The organism is Plantactinospora veratri, from assembly GCF_036421995.1.
Taxonomy (GTDB): Bacteria; Actinomycetota; Actinomycetes; order Mycobacteriales; family Micromonosporaceae; genus Plantactinospora; species Plantactinospora veratri.
Genome location: NZ_JAZGQL010000014.1, coordinates 234,609 through 247,962, shown reverse-complemented (window position 1 = coordinate 247,962; position 13,354 = coordinate 234,609). Strand labels below are relative to the sequence as shown.

Annotated in this window: 14 protein-coding genes; 11 read left to right on the top strand and 3 right to left on the bottom strand. The window is 72.1% G+C overall.

Going from position 1 to position 13,354, the window contains the following annotated elements; genetic code table 11:
• Nucleotides 1–570: 570 nt before the first annotated feature.
• The 8 genes from V1634_RS19850 (at nucleotide 571) to mnhG (ending at nucleotide 8,429) form a co-directional block, all read left to right on the top strand.
• A complete protein-coding gene (locus V1634_RS19850) occupies nucleotides 571–912 on the top strand; it encodes a TraR/DksA family transcriptional regulator (protein ID WP_331209373.1) in 342 nt (113 codons plus the stop codon).
• A gap of 959 nt (nucleotides 913–1,871) precedes the next feature.
• A complete protein-coding gene (locus V1634_RS19845) occupies nucleotides 1,872–2,357 on the top strand; it encodes a cation:proton antiporter regulatory subunit (RefSeq protein ID WP_331209372.1) in 486 nt (161 codons plus the stop codon).
• On the top strand, nucleotides 2,351–5,221 hold the full coding sequence (locus V1634_RS19840) for a Na+/H+ antiporter subunit A (protein ID WP_331209371.1): 2,871 nt from the start codon (nucleotides 2,351–2,353) through the stop codon (nucleotides 5,219–5,221). Before V1634_RS19845 ends, V1634_RS19840 begins: the two co-directional genes overlap by 7 nt.
• Nucleotides 5,222–5,235: 14 nt before the next feature.
• On the top strand, nucleotides 5,236–5,697 hold the full coding sequence (locus tag V1634_RS19835) for a Na(+)/H(+) antiporter subunit C (RefSeq protein ID WP_331209463.1): 462 nt from the start codon (nucleotides 5,236–5,238) through the stop codon (nucleotides 5,695–5,697).
• Entirely contained in the window at nucleotides 5,694–7,199 is a 1,506-nt protein-coding gene (locus V1634_RS19830; protein WP_331209370.1) for a Na+/H+ antiporter subunit D, read from the top strand. Before V1634_RS19835 ends, V1634_RS19830 begins: the two co-directional genes overlap by 4 nt.
• Nucleotides 7,196–7,747 carry a Na+/H+ antiporter subunit E gene (locus tag V1634_RS19825; protein WP_331209369.1) on the top strand — a complete coding sequence of 184 codons (552 nt, stop codon included), beginning with the start codon at nucleotides 7,196–7,198 and terminating at the stop codon, nucleotides 7,745–7,747. Before V1634_RS19830 ends, V1634_RS19825 begins: the two co-directional genes overlap by 4 nt.
• The gene (locus tag V1634_RS19820; RefSeq protein ID WP_331209368.1) at nucleotides 7,744–8,073 is read left to right on the top strand and encodes a monovalent cation/H+ antiporter complex subunit F; all 330 of its coding nucleotides are present in this window, start codon (nucleotides 7,744–7,746) and stop codon (nucleotides 8,071–8,073) included. Before V1634_RS19825 ends, V1634_RS19820 begins: the two co-directional genes overlap by 4 nt.
• Nucleotides 8,070–8,429 (top strand): monovalent cation/H(+) antiporter subunit G, encoded by a 360-nt coding sequence (mnhG, locus tag V1634_RS19815; protein ID WP_331209367.1) that lies wholly within the window; start codon nucleotides 8,070–8,072, stop codon nucleotides 8,427–8,429. The genes V1634_RS19820 and mnhG overlap by 4 nt, the downstream gene beginning before the upstream one ends.
• Before the next feature lie 64 nt (nucleotides 8,430–8,493).
• Here mnhG and ygiD read toward each other — a convergent pair whose 3' ends face one another.
• Nucleotides 8,494–9,375, bottom strand: a complete 882-nt coding sequence (gene ygiD, locus V1634_RS19810; protein WP_331209366.1) for a 4,5-DOPA-extradiol-dioxygenase — start codon at nucleotides 9,373–9,375, stop codon at nucleotides 8,494–8,496.
• 403 nt (nucleotides 9,376–9,778) lie between these two features.
• On the opposite strand from ygiD, the gene V1634_RS19805 reads away from it, so the two are divergent.
• The 3 genes from V1634_RS19805 (at nucleotide 9,779) to V1634_RS19795 (ending at nucleotide 12,063) form a co-directional block, all read left to right on the top strand.
• Nucleotides 9,779–10,303, top strand: coding sequence for a universal stress protein (locus tag V1634_RS19805; RefSeq protein WP_331209365.1), 525 nt, complete (start codon nucleotides 9,779–9,781; stop codon nucleotides 10,301–10,303).
• A gap of 511 nt (nucleotides 10,304–10,814) precedes the next feature.
• Nucleotides 10,815–11,669 (top strand): cell shape-determining protein MreB, encoded by an 855-nt coding sequence (locus tag V1634_RS19800; protein ID WP_331209364.1) that lies wholly within the window; start codon nucleotides 10,815–10,817, stop codon nucleotides 11,667–11,669.
• Between the two features lie 73 nt (nucleotides 11,670–11,742).
• Complete coding sequence (locus tag V1634_RS19795) at nucleotides 11,743–12,063, top strand: TraR/DksA family transcriptional regulator (protein ID WP_331209363.1); 321 nt, start codon at nucleotides 11,743–11,745, stop codon at nucleotides 12,061–12,063.
• A gap of 115 nt (nucleotides 12,064–12,178) precedes the next feature.
• On the opposite strand, the gene pfkB is transcribed toward V1634_RS19795, so the two are convergent.
• Both pfkB and V1634_RS19785 read right to left on the bottom strand, forming a co-directional pair.
• A complete protein-coding gene (gene pfkB / locus V1634_RS19790) occupies nucleotides 12,179–13,156 on the bottom strand; it encodes a 1-phosphofructokinase (protein WP_331209362.1) in 978 nt (325 codons plus the stop codon).
• The gene (locus V1634_RS19785; RefSeq protein WP_331209361.1) at nucleotides 13,153–13,326 is read right to left on the bottom strand and encodes a hypothetical protein; all 174 of its coding nucleotides are present in this window, start codon (nucleotides 13,324–13,326) and stop codon (nucleotides 13,153–13,155) included. The genes pfkB and V1634_RS19785 overlap by 4 nt, the downstream gene beginning before the upstream one ends.
• Nucleotides 13,327–13,354 lie beyond the last annotated feature (28 nt).

The following is a 13,354-nucleotide window of genomic DNA, read 5'->3' as shown; positions in this document are numbered from 1 at the left end:
GGGGCCCGAGCCGCCGATTGCCGAGGTATGGCAACGACAGCCCCTGCACGCTTCCGGCCGGAGCCGGTGCGGTGCCGGCGGGCCACGGGCAGGCTTGGGGGTAGACGTACGGCGAATGATCTGCGAAAGCGAGCCGGCGGGCGCTGAGAAGTGACAGGGCGGGCGCCTGCACGGCAGGCCGGGCAGCGGCTGACGACGGGGTCAGCCGCTGTCCCGGCGGTTACTTCGGCACCGTGCCGCCGGTGGCGTCACCGGACGTGCGGAGCCGCCAGAGGCTCCGGCCCCAGTAGCCGGCGTCGATACCGGCCGGGTCGCGGTTCTGGGGCCTGGCCAAGCGTCGGGGGCCGCGTCAGACCCCGGGTCTGTCGCGGCGCCCGGCCGCTCGACGGGACGCAGCGGGCAGGTTTCGCGACCGTTTCCGTCACCCGGTCATCGGGCCGGCGTGTGCACGTTCGGCTGGCAGCTCGGCCAGCCGCGCGTCGTGGCCGGACCTGCGTGGCGGCGGCCGTCTCCCGGCCGCGACGGAACGGACCCGCGTCGTAAGCCCAGTCCGGTGAAGGGATGAGCGTGATGACCCACACCGTGTACGACCCGATCGAGGCCACCAGCACCGGGTACGACCCGATCGAGGCGCTGCGTGAGACTCTTGAGGCGCAGTTCCAACGGCACACCGACCATCTCGCCGACCTCACCGTCCGGAGTGGTCCGCCCGGCCGCCGCCGCGACGACCCCGGCCTGACCGAACAGATCACCGTCACCCGGCAGGCGATCGCGGATACCGCGCACGCGCTGCAACGGATGGCCGAGGGCAGCTACGGCACCTGCGGCCGGTGCCGGGCGAGGATCAGCATCGAGTGGTTGCGGACCCGGCCGGATGCACAGTTCTGCGCACCATGTGAGCGCACCGGATAGCGAACCGTGTGGGCGCACCGGACAGCGCGCCACCGCGCGCTCGTCTCGGTTCGCCGACGGCCGTACCGTGGTTGGTCGCGGCTGCCTGACCGTCCTTTCCGGACGGTCGGGGTGTTGCTTCCGCCGGTCCGCCCGCTCCGCCGACCAGGGGAGCGGGCGAATCGCACCGGACCGGGCGAATGGCGGTGATCGGTTCGGCTACGGTCGCCGGGTCCGGTCGTGCGGATGGTACGGCCGCGCTCCACCCGGTCGGCCGCCCCCGGACCACCGGCGATCAGGTGCAGGCCGACCGGGGCGAGCGCGAGCCCGGCCGCCAGTACGAAGCCGTGTCCGGTCCGCATGCCGGCCACTATGACCGCCACCGCCAGCGCCAGCAGTATCCAGCCGAACCGGCGGGCCCGGGCGGATCGTGCCTCGATGTACGGATCCTGCGGTCGACGGCCGGCGCGGGCGGTACGGGGTCGCGGACGATGACTGTGCATGACTCCAGCGTGGCCGTGCGGCGGCCGTACGGCGAGGTGCGGCACCAGACGAGATCGGCCGCGCCTGATGCCGACGGTCGGCAAGCTGACCAGGCCCGCCAGGCCAGGTACACTACGGCGGACAGGCCGTCGCCGTACGGTTCGCGAGCGCGATTGCCGACGTCCGGCAACGAGCCGCGGAAGTAGATTTCCGGTGTCGCCCGATGGTGCCCGCGGATGGCCGGGTTAGGCTCGACCTGCGCCGCTGGAGCGGGATTCGCTAGCGGTGCGATCGTGGTCGGCTCCGAGCCACCCGAGGCGCTCACGGGGTCGCTGCCACTCTTCCCGCCCGACGAAGGGATCCGCGCCTGGGGCCGCCCCCTGCCGGCGCGTCGCCCGAGACCCGGTTGGACGTATTCGACACGGGGTACCACCGCCACCGAGCACGATGCGGTCCGGTCCGCAGGTCCACCGCACCGATCCTGAACAGGAGTGCCCATGACGATGGAACGTATTGGCCTGCCCGGCGTCGGGATATCGCACGTGCTGACCACGTGGGAGGGTAACCGGTTGGGGATCGTGTCGCACCTCGACGGTCGGCAGGTTCTGGTCCTCTACGACCAGGCCGAGCCGGAGCGGGCACTCGGCACCGTGACGTTGCGGCCGGCCGAGGCCCGTTCGGTGGCGGATGTGCTGCACGGCACGGTCACCATGGACCACGTCGCGGACCTGGTCGAGCCGCTGGGCGGGGTGCAGGCGGTGCGGATCCGCATCCGGGCCGGGTCGACGTACGTGGACCGCCCGCTCGGCGAGACCCGGGCGCGGACCCGTACCGGGGCCTCCATCGTCGCGGTGGTGCGCGGTGAGGAGGTCAGCGCCTCACCTGGTCCGGACTTCGTGTTCCGGGCCGGCGACGTGGTCGTGGCCGTCGGGCACGACGACGGGCTGGCACAGTTGCGGGACCTGTTGGCCGCCACGTGCTGATCGTCCTGCTGGCGCACCTGGCGGTCGCGGTGGCGGCACCGGCGCTGGTGCGGTGGCTCGGACCGAGGGCGTTCTACCTGCTGGCCGGGGCACCGCTCGCGGCCGCCGGCTGGGCCGCCGCGCACACCGGCCAGGTCGTCGGCGGAGGCGCCGTCGAGTCGACCTATCCATGGGTACGCCCGCTCGGGCTGACCCTGGCGTTGCGGATGGACTCGCTGTCGTGGCTGATGGTGCTGCTCGTCGGCGGGATCGGCGCGCTGGTCCTGGTGTACTGCGCGCGGTACTTCGACGCCACCGAGCCGGGCCTGGGCCGGTTCGCCGGTGTCTTCGTCGCGTTCGCCGGAACCATGCTCGGCCTGGTCGTCAGTGACGACCTGCTCCTGCTGTACGTGTTCTGGGAGCTGACCACCGTCTGCTCGTACCTGTTGATCGGGCACTCGGTGACCAGCAGGCCCAGCCGGCGGGCGGCGTTGCAGGCGCTCGTCGTGACCACCGCCGGTGGCCTGGCGATGCTGGTCGGCATCGTCATGCTCGGCGAGCATGCCGGCAGCTACCGGTGGTCGGAGGTGGCCGGCGCGCTGCCCGGCGGCTGGTACCTGGCCACGGCGGTCGGGCTGATCCTGCTCGGTGCGTTGTCCAAGTCGGCGATCTTCCCGTTCAGCTTCTGGCTGCCGGCGGCGATGGCGGCACCGACCCCGGTCAGCGCCTACCTGCACGCCGCCGCGATGGTCAAAGCCGGGGTCTTCCTGGTCGCGCAGCTCGCGCCGGCGATCACCGCCGCCGGTGGTCCGGCGGCGACGACCTGGCTGGTCATGGCTGTCGGCGGCGGCGTGGCCACGATGCTCTTCGGCGGCTGGACCGCCCTGCGTCAGCACGACCTGAAGCTGCTGCTCGCCTACGGCACGGTGAGCCAACTCGGCCTGCTGACCGCCGTGCTCGGCGTCGGCGGGCGGGACGTGGCGGTGGCCGGCGTGGCGATGCTGCTGGCGCACGCGTTGTTCAAAGCGGCACTCTTCCTCGTGGTCGGCATCGTGGACCGGGCGACCGGTACCCGTGACCTGCGCCGGCTGAGCGGTCTCGGCCGGCGGGCGCCCGCACTCGCCGTGGCCGCCGGACTGGCCGCGGCGTCGATGGCCGGGCTACCGCCGCTGCTCGGCTTCGTCGGCAAGGAGGCGGTCTTCGCGTCCCTGTTCGACGCCGGAGCCACCGGCCGGGTGGTGCTGGTCGCGGTGCTCGCCGGCTCGGTGCTCACCGTGGCGTACACGCTGCGGTTCGTCTGGGGCGCCTTCGCGAGCAAGGCGAGCGTGCCGGGGGAGAATCCCGACGGAGGCACCGTGCCGGGCGTGGACCGGGCGGTGGTGTCGGCGCTGCTGGCCGCCCCCATGCTGATCGCGGTGACCGGCCTCGCCGCCGGGATCGCCGCTCCGGTGGTGGATCGGCTGCTGTCGCCGTACGCCGACCGCTTCGCGGCGGCCGGTCCGGTGTACCACCTGGCGCTGTGGCACGGGCCCGGCCTGGCGCTCGGCCTCTCCGGCCTGGTGCTCGTGCTGGGCACGGTGCTGTTCCGGTCGGGTCTGCCCGGCCGTCGCCGGTCGGCGCGCACCGTCGGCCGTTCCGCCGGCTCCGGCTACGACCGGGTGATGGCCGCGGTGGACCGGACGGCGGTGGAGGTGACCGGCGCGACCCAGCGCGGTTCGCTGCCGTTCTACCTCGGTGTCACCCTGCTGGTGCTGATCGCCTCGGCCGGCACGGTGCTCCTCGTGGGCAGGCCGTTCGGGCAGCCGATCCAGCTCTGGGCGGCGCCGCTGCACGCGCTGCCGGTCGCGGTGCTGGTCGTCGCGGCGGTGTTCGCCACCCGGGCCCGCCGGAGACTGACCGCGGTGATCCTGGTCGGGATCACCGGCTATGCCGTCGCCGGCCTGTTCCTGCTGTACGGCGCACCCGACCTGGCGCTGACCCAGTTCCTGGTCGAGACGGTCACGATGGTGATGGTGATACTGGTGCTCCGGCGGCTGCCCAGCCACTTCTCCGAGCGGCCACAACCTCGGACCAGGTGGATCCGGGTCGGCATCGGTGTCGCGGTCGGGACGGTCATGGCCGCCATGGCGTACGTCGCCGTCGGGGCCCGAACCGCGACGCCGGTCTCGGTGGACTTCCCGGACCTGGCCGTGTCGTACGGCGGCGGCCACAACATCGTCAACGTCATCCTGGTCGACATCCGGGCCTGGGACACGATGGGCGAGGTGTCGGTGCTGGTGGCGGTGGCCACCGGAGTGGCGAGCCTGATCTTCCGGCGGGCCCGGCGACTGCACCGTCGAGGGCCCGGCGATTCGCCGTCGACGCCGCCGGGTGGTGAGCCGGTATGGCTGATGGCCGGACACACCGTGGAGGCGGGTCGCCGCTCCACCATGCTGGAGGTGGTCACCCGGCTGCTGTTCCACACCATCGTGCTGCTGTCGGTGTACCTGTTGTTCACCGGGCACAACACCCCCGGCGGTGGCTTCACCGGCGGCCTGGTCGCGGCCCTGGCGCTGGTGATCCGCTACCTGGCCGGTGGGCGGCACGAACTGTCCACCGCCGCTCCGGTCGACGCCGGGGCGCTGCTCGGTGCCGGTCTGTTCGTCGCCGTGGGTACCGGCATCGGTGCCATGGTGCTGGGCGGGCAGGTCCTGCAAAGCGCGGTACTCGACTGCCACCTGCCGCTGCTGGGCCACGTCCACCTGGTCACCTCGACGCTGTTCGACATCGGCGTCTATCTGATCGTCGTGGGACTGGTCCTCGACGTACTGCGCAGTCTCGGCGCCGAGGTGGACCGGCATCAGGACGCCGACCGGACATCCGAGCAGACGGAGGAGCTGGTGTGAAGTTGAGTCTGATCATGCTGGTCGCCGTCGGCGTGCTCTTCGCCGCCGGGGTGACACTGCTGCTGGAACGTACGCTGACCCGGGTGCTGCTGGGGGTGATCCTGCTCGGCAACGGCGCCAACCTGCTGATTCTGTCCGCTGCGGTGCCGGGTGGCCCGCCGATCGTCGGCACCACCGCGCCCGGGGAGATGACGGATCCGCTCCCGCAGGCCATGATCCTCACCGCCATCGTCATCACGCTCGGGATGACGGCGTTCCTGCTCGCCCTCGCCTACCGGAGCTGGCGACTGGTCGGCCACGACGAGGTGCAGGACGACATCGAGGACCGTCGGATCATGGCGATGGCCGAACGCGACGAGGGATCGGATGCCGCCGACGCCGACGCCGACGCCGACGCCGACGCCGACGCCGACGCCGATACGGATGCCGGAACCGATACCGCCGACCGTGGCGTGACCCGAGTGGGGGGCCCGTGACCTGGCTGGTTCCGTTGCCCGTGGTCATGCCGCTGCTGGGTGCGGCGGTGACCCTGCTGATGTTCCGGCGACCCCGGATCCAGCGGGCGGTCAGCATCGGCGTCCTGACCGCCACCCTGGCCGCGTCGGTGGCGCTGCTGGTGCTGTCCCGGAGCGGCCCGCTGGTCGCCGCGGTGGGCGGCTGGCCGGTACCGCTGGGCATCGTGCTGGTCGCCGACCAACTCGCCGCGTTGATGCTGGTGGTCTCCGCCGCGGTGACGCTCTGCGTGCTGGTGTACTCGATAGGGCAGGGTGTGGCCGACGGCGAGCAGGCGGCGCCGCTGGCGGTCTACCACCCGACGTACCTCATCCTCACCGCCGGCGTCACCAACGCCTTCCTCTCCGGTGACCTGTTCAACCTCTATGTCGGCTTCGAGATCCTGCTGGCCGCCAGCTATGTGCTGATCACCCTCGGCGGCACCGAGACCCGGGTCCGGGCCGGCACCACGTACGTCGTGGTGAGCCTGCTCTCCTCGGTGATCTTCCTGGTCGGCATCGGCCTGGTGTACGCCGCCACCGGAACCCTCAACCTGGCGCAACTCGTGTCGCGGCTCGACGCGCTGCCCGACAGCGTCAGCCTGCTCCTCCAGGGCATGCTGCTGCTGGCCTTCGGCATCAAGGCGGCCGTCTTCCCGCTGTCGGCATGGCTGCCGGACAGCTACCCGACCGCTCCGGCCCCGGTCACCGCCGTCTTCGCCGGTCTGCTCACCAAGGTCGGCGTCTATGCCATCATCCGCACCGAGACCCTGCTCTTCCCCGGCGGCGAGGTGGCCGACGTGCTGACGGTCGCCGCACTGGCGACCCTGGTGGTCGGCATCCTCGGCGCCGTCGCCCAGTCCGACATCAAACGGATGCTCTCGTTCACCCTGGTCAGCCACATCGGGTACCTGCTGTTCGGGGTCGGGCTGGCCACCCGGGCCGGCATCGCGGCGGCGGTCTTCTACACCGTGCACCACATCGTGATCCAGACGACGCTGTTCCTGGTCGCCGGGCTGATCGAGCGACGCGGCGGAACCACCGCCGTCGACCGGCTCGGTGGGCTGGCACGCACCACTCCGGTGCTGGGCGTGCTCTTCTTCATCCCCGCGCTCAACCTCGCCGGCATCCCGCCGTTCTCCGGCTTCCTCGGCAAGCTCGGACTGGTACGCGCCGGTGTCCAGGACGGCGGCCCGCTGGCGTACGTCCTGGTGGCCGGGGCGATGCTGACCAGCCTGCTCACCCTCTACGCGATAGGTCGGGTGTGGAACCTGGCGTTCTGGCGGTCCCCGGCCGGCGTGTCCGCCGACGCCCCGCCCCGGCCCTCGTCCCGGATGATGGTGGCCGCGACCGCCGCGCTGGTGGTGGCCGGTGTCGCGCTGACGCTGGTCGCCGGGCCGTTGTACGACCTCACCGACACGGCAGCCAACGACCTGCTGGCCCGCGATCCCTACGTGCGGGCCGTGTTCCCCGGCGGTGTACCGTGACCGCCCGTCCGGGCCGGCGCACCCGCGACCGGTTGATCGCCCTCGGCGGGCTCACCGTGATCTGGATGCTGCTCTGGGGCGTCTTCTCCTGGGCGACCCTCCTCGGCGGACTCGTCGTCGCCGCGGTCGTGCTCGCGGTCTTCCCGCTGCCGCCGGTGACCTTCGTCGGACGGCCACACCCGATGGGCCTGGTGCGATTCGCCGCCAGATTCCTCGTCGACCTGGTGGCGGCGAGCGCGCACCTGGCCTGGACCGCGTTCCGGTTCGGGTACCGGCCACGCAGTGCCGTGATAGCCGTGCGGCTGGCCGTCCGCTCGGACCTGAACCTCACCCTGTGCGGGGAGGCGGTCTCGCTGATCCCCGGCAGCCTCATCGTCGACACGGACCGAGCCGCGGGCGTGCTCTACATCCACGTCTTCGACGTCCGCGATCCCGAGGCCGTCGAGGAGTTCCGCCGCGAGGTCCATGCCCTGGAGGCCAGGATCGTGCGCGCCATCGGCTCGGAGGCCGAACTGAAGCAGATCACCAACGAGAAAGGTCAGCCATGACTGTCGTCGCCTTCGCCGTCGCGGTGCTGCTCGCCGCCGGTCTCGGCCTGGCACTGATCCGGATCGTGCGGGGGCCGTCCACGTTGGACCGGATCGTCGCCAACGATGTGCTGCTCGCCATCACCGTCGGCGCGATCGCCACCGAGGCGGCCTACACCCGGGACGCCACCGGCCTACCGATCCTGCTCGGGCTGGCCCTGCTCGGCCCGATCGCCTCGATCGCCGTCGGCCGGTTCGTCGACCCGGTGACACCGGTCGCCGGGACGGTACCCCGGCACGACGAGGATCCGGAGGATCTGCCGCCCGGTCCTGCGGGGCAGCGATGAAGCTCTCCGTCATCGTCGATGTCCTCGCCGCCGCGTGCCTGCTCAGCGGCGCCCTGCTCAGCCTCGCCGCCGGTCTCGGCCTGCTGCGCTTTCCGGACCTGCTCTCGCGGATGCACGCGGCGACCAAGCCGCAGGTGCTCGGACTACTGCTCATCCTGACCGGCACCGCGCTGCGGTTGGGCACCCTCGTGGACATCACCACCCTGGTACTCGTCGGAGCGTTCCAACTCGCCACCGCACCCGTCGCCGCGCACATGGTGGGCCGCGCCGCCTACCGGACCGGCCAGTTCCGGCGCGAGCTGCTGGTCACCGACGAACTCGCCGCGCCCCGGCAACGCGGCGACAAATCCGGATGACCGCCGAGGCCGGCGTACCGGAGGGACCCGGACCCCGGCCCGGCGAGCCCCTGCGGTCACCGGGCTAGATGTTGGACCCGTCGGGGGGCAGGTCGGCCGGCGGTTGCGGCGAGCCGGCGCCGCCGGTGCTGCTCGGACAGCGCAGGCCCAGCGTGTACGCCGTCATCGACAGCGACCCGTAGGCGTAGCCGTCGACCAGGATCTCGGTGTCCGGCGCGTCGGTGGCGCCGGCCAGCCCGGCGAGGTACAGGGCGGGGATGAAGTGGTCCGGGGTGGGGGCGGCGCGGCCGAAGTCCGGATGGGCGTCGAGGGTGGCGAACTCGGTCGGGTCGATGAGCATGCGGGTCTTGGCGTCCTCGTCGAAGCGCTGAGCCCAGTCGTAGCCCTCGTCGGTGAGCTTCCAGTTCATCCCGCGCAGGTTGTGCACGACATTGCCGCTGGCGACGATGAGGACCCCGCGTTCGCGCAGCGGCGCCAACTTCGCGCCCAGTTCCAGGTGGTAGTTCAGAGGCTTGTCGGCGTTGATGCTGAGTTGGACCACCGGAATGGAGGCGTCGGGGAAGGCGTGCACGAGTACGGACCATGTGCCGTGGTCGATGCCCCAACTGTCGACGTCGGCACCTACCCAGGTCGGGTGGACGACGTCACTGACCTCGGCCGCCATCTCGGGCAGCCCGGGTGCGGGGTACTGCACGTCGAAGAGCTGCTGCGGGAAGCCGTAGAAGTCGTGGATCGTCCGCGGCCTCGGCATCGCGGTGACGGCGGTGGCGTTGATGTACCAGTGGGCGCTGACCACCAGGATCGCGCGCGGGCGCGGCACCGTCTCGCCGAAGGCCCGCCACGCCGAGGAGTAGCGGTTGACCTCGAGTGCGTTCATCGGGTTGCCGTGGCCGAAGAAGGCCGCCGGCATGGGAGCGTCCGAGGTGTTCCCGGGTTCTGAAGTCACGATCGTGGCCTCCTCGTGGTGGTTGCCGCCGCTTGCGGTGACGAGGCGCGGCCGCCGGTGGGATCGTCCCCGGCTGGGAGACCTCGACTCGACCGTCCCGTTCCGGCCGACCTGGGCCGTTCGGGTGGTTGATCTCGATCATTATGCCGCCGTGGGGCGGCCTGCGCTGGACATCCGTCTTCACGGGACGGCTTCCCGGACGGGGCCGGTGTCGGGCGGGCAGGCGGCTGCCGGGGGCCGGCAACCAGAGGTCGCGAAGTCGGCCGGACGCGGCCACGGCCGCTGGCCGGTGGACCAGGCAGCCTTGACGGCAGTACGGAGGGAGCGCTGCCGGCAGCGGCGGTTGGGTTGTTCCGGCCGTCATCCGCACCTGTGCGGCGGACGGGCCACCGAAGGAGGATCCGTGTTCCACACCATCGCCTGCGGCGCTGACGGCTCGCCGGCGGCGGAGACCGCGTTGGCGGTCGCGGCGGGGCTTGCCCGTACGTTCGGCGGCAGGCTGGTGCTCCTGCACGTGCAGGAGGTCACGATCAGCCCTGCCGGCTTCCTGGCCGAAGACGCCAGCGCCACCGTGGCCGGGCTGCACCGCTCCGCGCGGCGGTTGCGGGACGAAGGCATCGACACCACCGTGCGGTGCTCCAGGGCCGCCATCCGAGACACCCCGCGCAGGCTCGTGGATCTTGCCGGACGTACCGGCGCCGACCTGCTCGTCGTCGGCAACGGCGGGCACGGTCCGGTGGCCAGCCTCGTGTTCGGCAGCGTCGCCGCCCGGCTGCTCCAGTTGGCCACCTGCCCGGTGGTCCTGGTCCCGGCCCACCCGCCCGACGGAACACCGGCCGGACATCTCGAGGTCGCGGTCCGGGCGAACCAGCGGGCCGGCCGTCACGAGGGAGCGCCTGTCCCCGGCGACGTGGCGCGGGTGGCGTAGCACCCTGGTTCCGGACATCCCGTTACCCGGGCATCGGTCTTGACGTGAAGGACGCTCGACAGAGGTACCGGTGACCCGCCGTTGCGGGTATCCGAGCAGCCAACGTTGCCGGTCGTCGGCAGTGAGAAGGCGAAGACGTTACCGACAGCGGCCGGTGTCCCAACGGCACGAGCGGCGGATGCTCGAGGTTCTATCTGGTCGCGAACGTGCGAGGAGGTGTGATGACGACCGGTAAGGTCACCGATTATCGGCGCGTCGCCAACCTGCGCGCGCATGCCGTCGATGCGCCGGCCGACAGCGCACCGCCCGCGCCACCAGGTTCTGACGGTCCGGTGCAGGAAAGGTCAGCGGCCCGAGTGCGTGTAGCAGCCCGCACCGCGCCCAGAGGCACGACCCGCTAGCAGCAGCGCCCGCACACACCTGCCACGGACTGGCAGGCGATCGGCGCTACCAGCATTCTCCTCGGTCAACTCCGGCGACCGACCGTACTCGACGTGGAAGGGGCTTGACGGTGAGCATCATCGATCAACACGGCGCCCTGACATCGGCGTCCGACGCGGCCGCCTTCCGCACCGAGCCTCCGGCCCCGGAGGCCACCGAGTCTTCGGCCTCGGAGACCACCCGTACCGAGCCGGCCGCGGTCGGGATCGACCTGGGCAGCGGCTACACCCGAATCTGGGCCTCCGGCCGCCCCCTGGTCCAACTGCCCAGCCTCAACGACAGCCTGAGCAACCCCCGACCCTTGATGCGGCGCGGTCGTATCGTCGACTCGAGCGGCCTGCGGGCGCTGCTCGCGCGGATCCTCTCCCGTTATCAGCGGCCGCTGCCCGCCGGTGCCGTCGTGGTCGCCTGCCGACCGGTGCTGAGCAAGGCGGCCGACGACGACGCCATGCGGGACCTGCTCAGCACGGTCTTCGACCCGTCCCGGCTGCTGGTCACGCCCACCATCCGGGCCGCCGCCATCGGGGCCGGCGCGGCGCCGGGTCCACTGCTGATCGCAGACATCGGCGCACAGCTCATCGAGGTCGCGCTCCTGGCCGACGGTGGCCTGATAGCGGCGCGTCAGGCCAACATCGGGATCCGGGACCTCACCGGCCCCACCGCAGACGACATCGTCGTGCACACCGTCACCGAGCTGGTCCAGGACCTACGTCGCGACGCGCAGGCGCGCGACGTGGACAGAGCAGCCGTACACCGTGGCCTGGTCCTCGTCGGCGGCGGTGCGATCGCTCCGGAGCTGGTCGCCCGCACCGCCGCCGCCCTGCGGCTACCGGTCCGGTCCGCCCGGCGCCCTCGGGTCGCCGCCGTGCACGGCGCCGGCCTGTCCGCCCTCGCGGCGATACGTCGCGGCCCGCACCGACACTGACCGGTCCGGCTCAACCCGTCCACGCCGCGTCCCGCGGCCATATCAGCCTTGGTATCTCAAGAAAGGGAACGTCATGACCACCGTTGGCAACAGCCGTCTCCAGAACTTCCAGCAGGTCCTGCAAGCCCAGCTCGACCAGCAGACCGCCGAACTGACCAAGCTCAGGGCGCACCGGACGAACCCCGAGCAGATCGGCCTGGATCCACAGACCGTCACCGCTCTGATCAACTCCACTCAGCGGGCCGTGGCCGACAACAGCGAAGCGTTGAAGCGGATGACCGAGGGCACCTACGGCACGTGTGAGCAGTGCCAGCGGGAGATCCCCACCGAGCGGCTGGAGATCCTGCCGCACGCCCGCTTCTGCATGCCGTGCCAACAGGCCCGCAACAGCTGACCCGGGCGCGACCGCCAGCCCGGCGGGACGGTTGCTCGCGTCCGTGCCGAGCACGGTCGCGGAGTCGTCGGGTTCTCCGTCCAGGCGAGTGCGCCCTGGGGGCGGTCGCCGCCGCTCAGGTCGGCCGGGTGCCGGGTTCGGCGCGGGGCAGGCCGACGTCGGGGTCCCGTAGCGGCCGGTTCGGGTCGACGTCGGTGCTGACCAGTACCGTCTGATCCGAATCGGCGGCGGGGAAGAGCGTTCCCTCGTGCTGGACGGCCGCCGTGCCCCAGGCCACTGCGGTACGCAGTGCGGCCGTACCGGCCCCGCCGCCGTGCAGGAAGCCGGCCAGCGCGGCGTCACCGGCACCGACGGCGCTGACCACCCGGGCCACCTGCGCCTCGGCGTGCCGCACCCCGGTGGCGTCGACCAGCAGCGCGCCGTCCGCGCCGAGGCTGGCCAGCACCGCGTCCGCGCCGAGCCGGCGCACCTGGAGCGCCGCGTCGACCGCGTCGCCGAAGGTACGCAACGGTCGGCCGACCAGGTGGGCCAGTTCGGCGGAGTTCGGTTTGACCAGGTCGGGTCGGCCGGCAAGGCTGGCCCGCAGCGGTTCGCCGGAGGTGTCGACCGCGACCCGGACACCGCGGGACCGGGCCGTCTCGGCCAGACTTGCGTACAGGTCCGGCGGTACGCCGTCGGGCAGGCTCCCGCAGCAGGCCAGCCAGGTGACGCCGGTGAGGTTGTCCAGGACGGCGCGCACCAGCGCCTCGGTCTCCCCGGCCGCCAGTTCCGGACCGGGCTCGTTCACCTTGGTGACGGTGCCGTCCGGCTCGACCAGACTGATGTTGCTGCGGATCTCACCCCGCACCGGCACCTCCCGGACGGGCAGCCCGGCCAGCCGGAGCATCCGGGCGAGCTGGGCACCGATCGAACCGCCCACCGGCAGGACGGCGGTGGCCGACCGGCCGTGACGTTGCAGGGCCAGCGCGACGTTGACGCCCTTGCCGCTGGGTTCGCTCCGGCCACGACGGCTGCGGATCACCGCCCCCCGGGGGAGCGCGTCGACGAAGACAGTGCGGTCGACGCTCGGGTTGGGGGTCAGGGTGAGGATCACGCGTACTCCACTCGCAGACCGGCGTTCGTCAGCTCGCGACGCCGTCCGTCGGGCAGCCCGGTGTCGGTGACGAGCAGGTCGATGTCGCTCGGGTCCTTGCCAACCGTCTCGCCGGTGAGCCCGAGCGCGGCGGCCACCTCGCCGGCCTCGGCCCGGCCCCCGCTGCGCAACGCCTGCGGGATATGCCCTCCGCGCTCG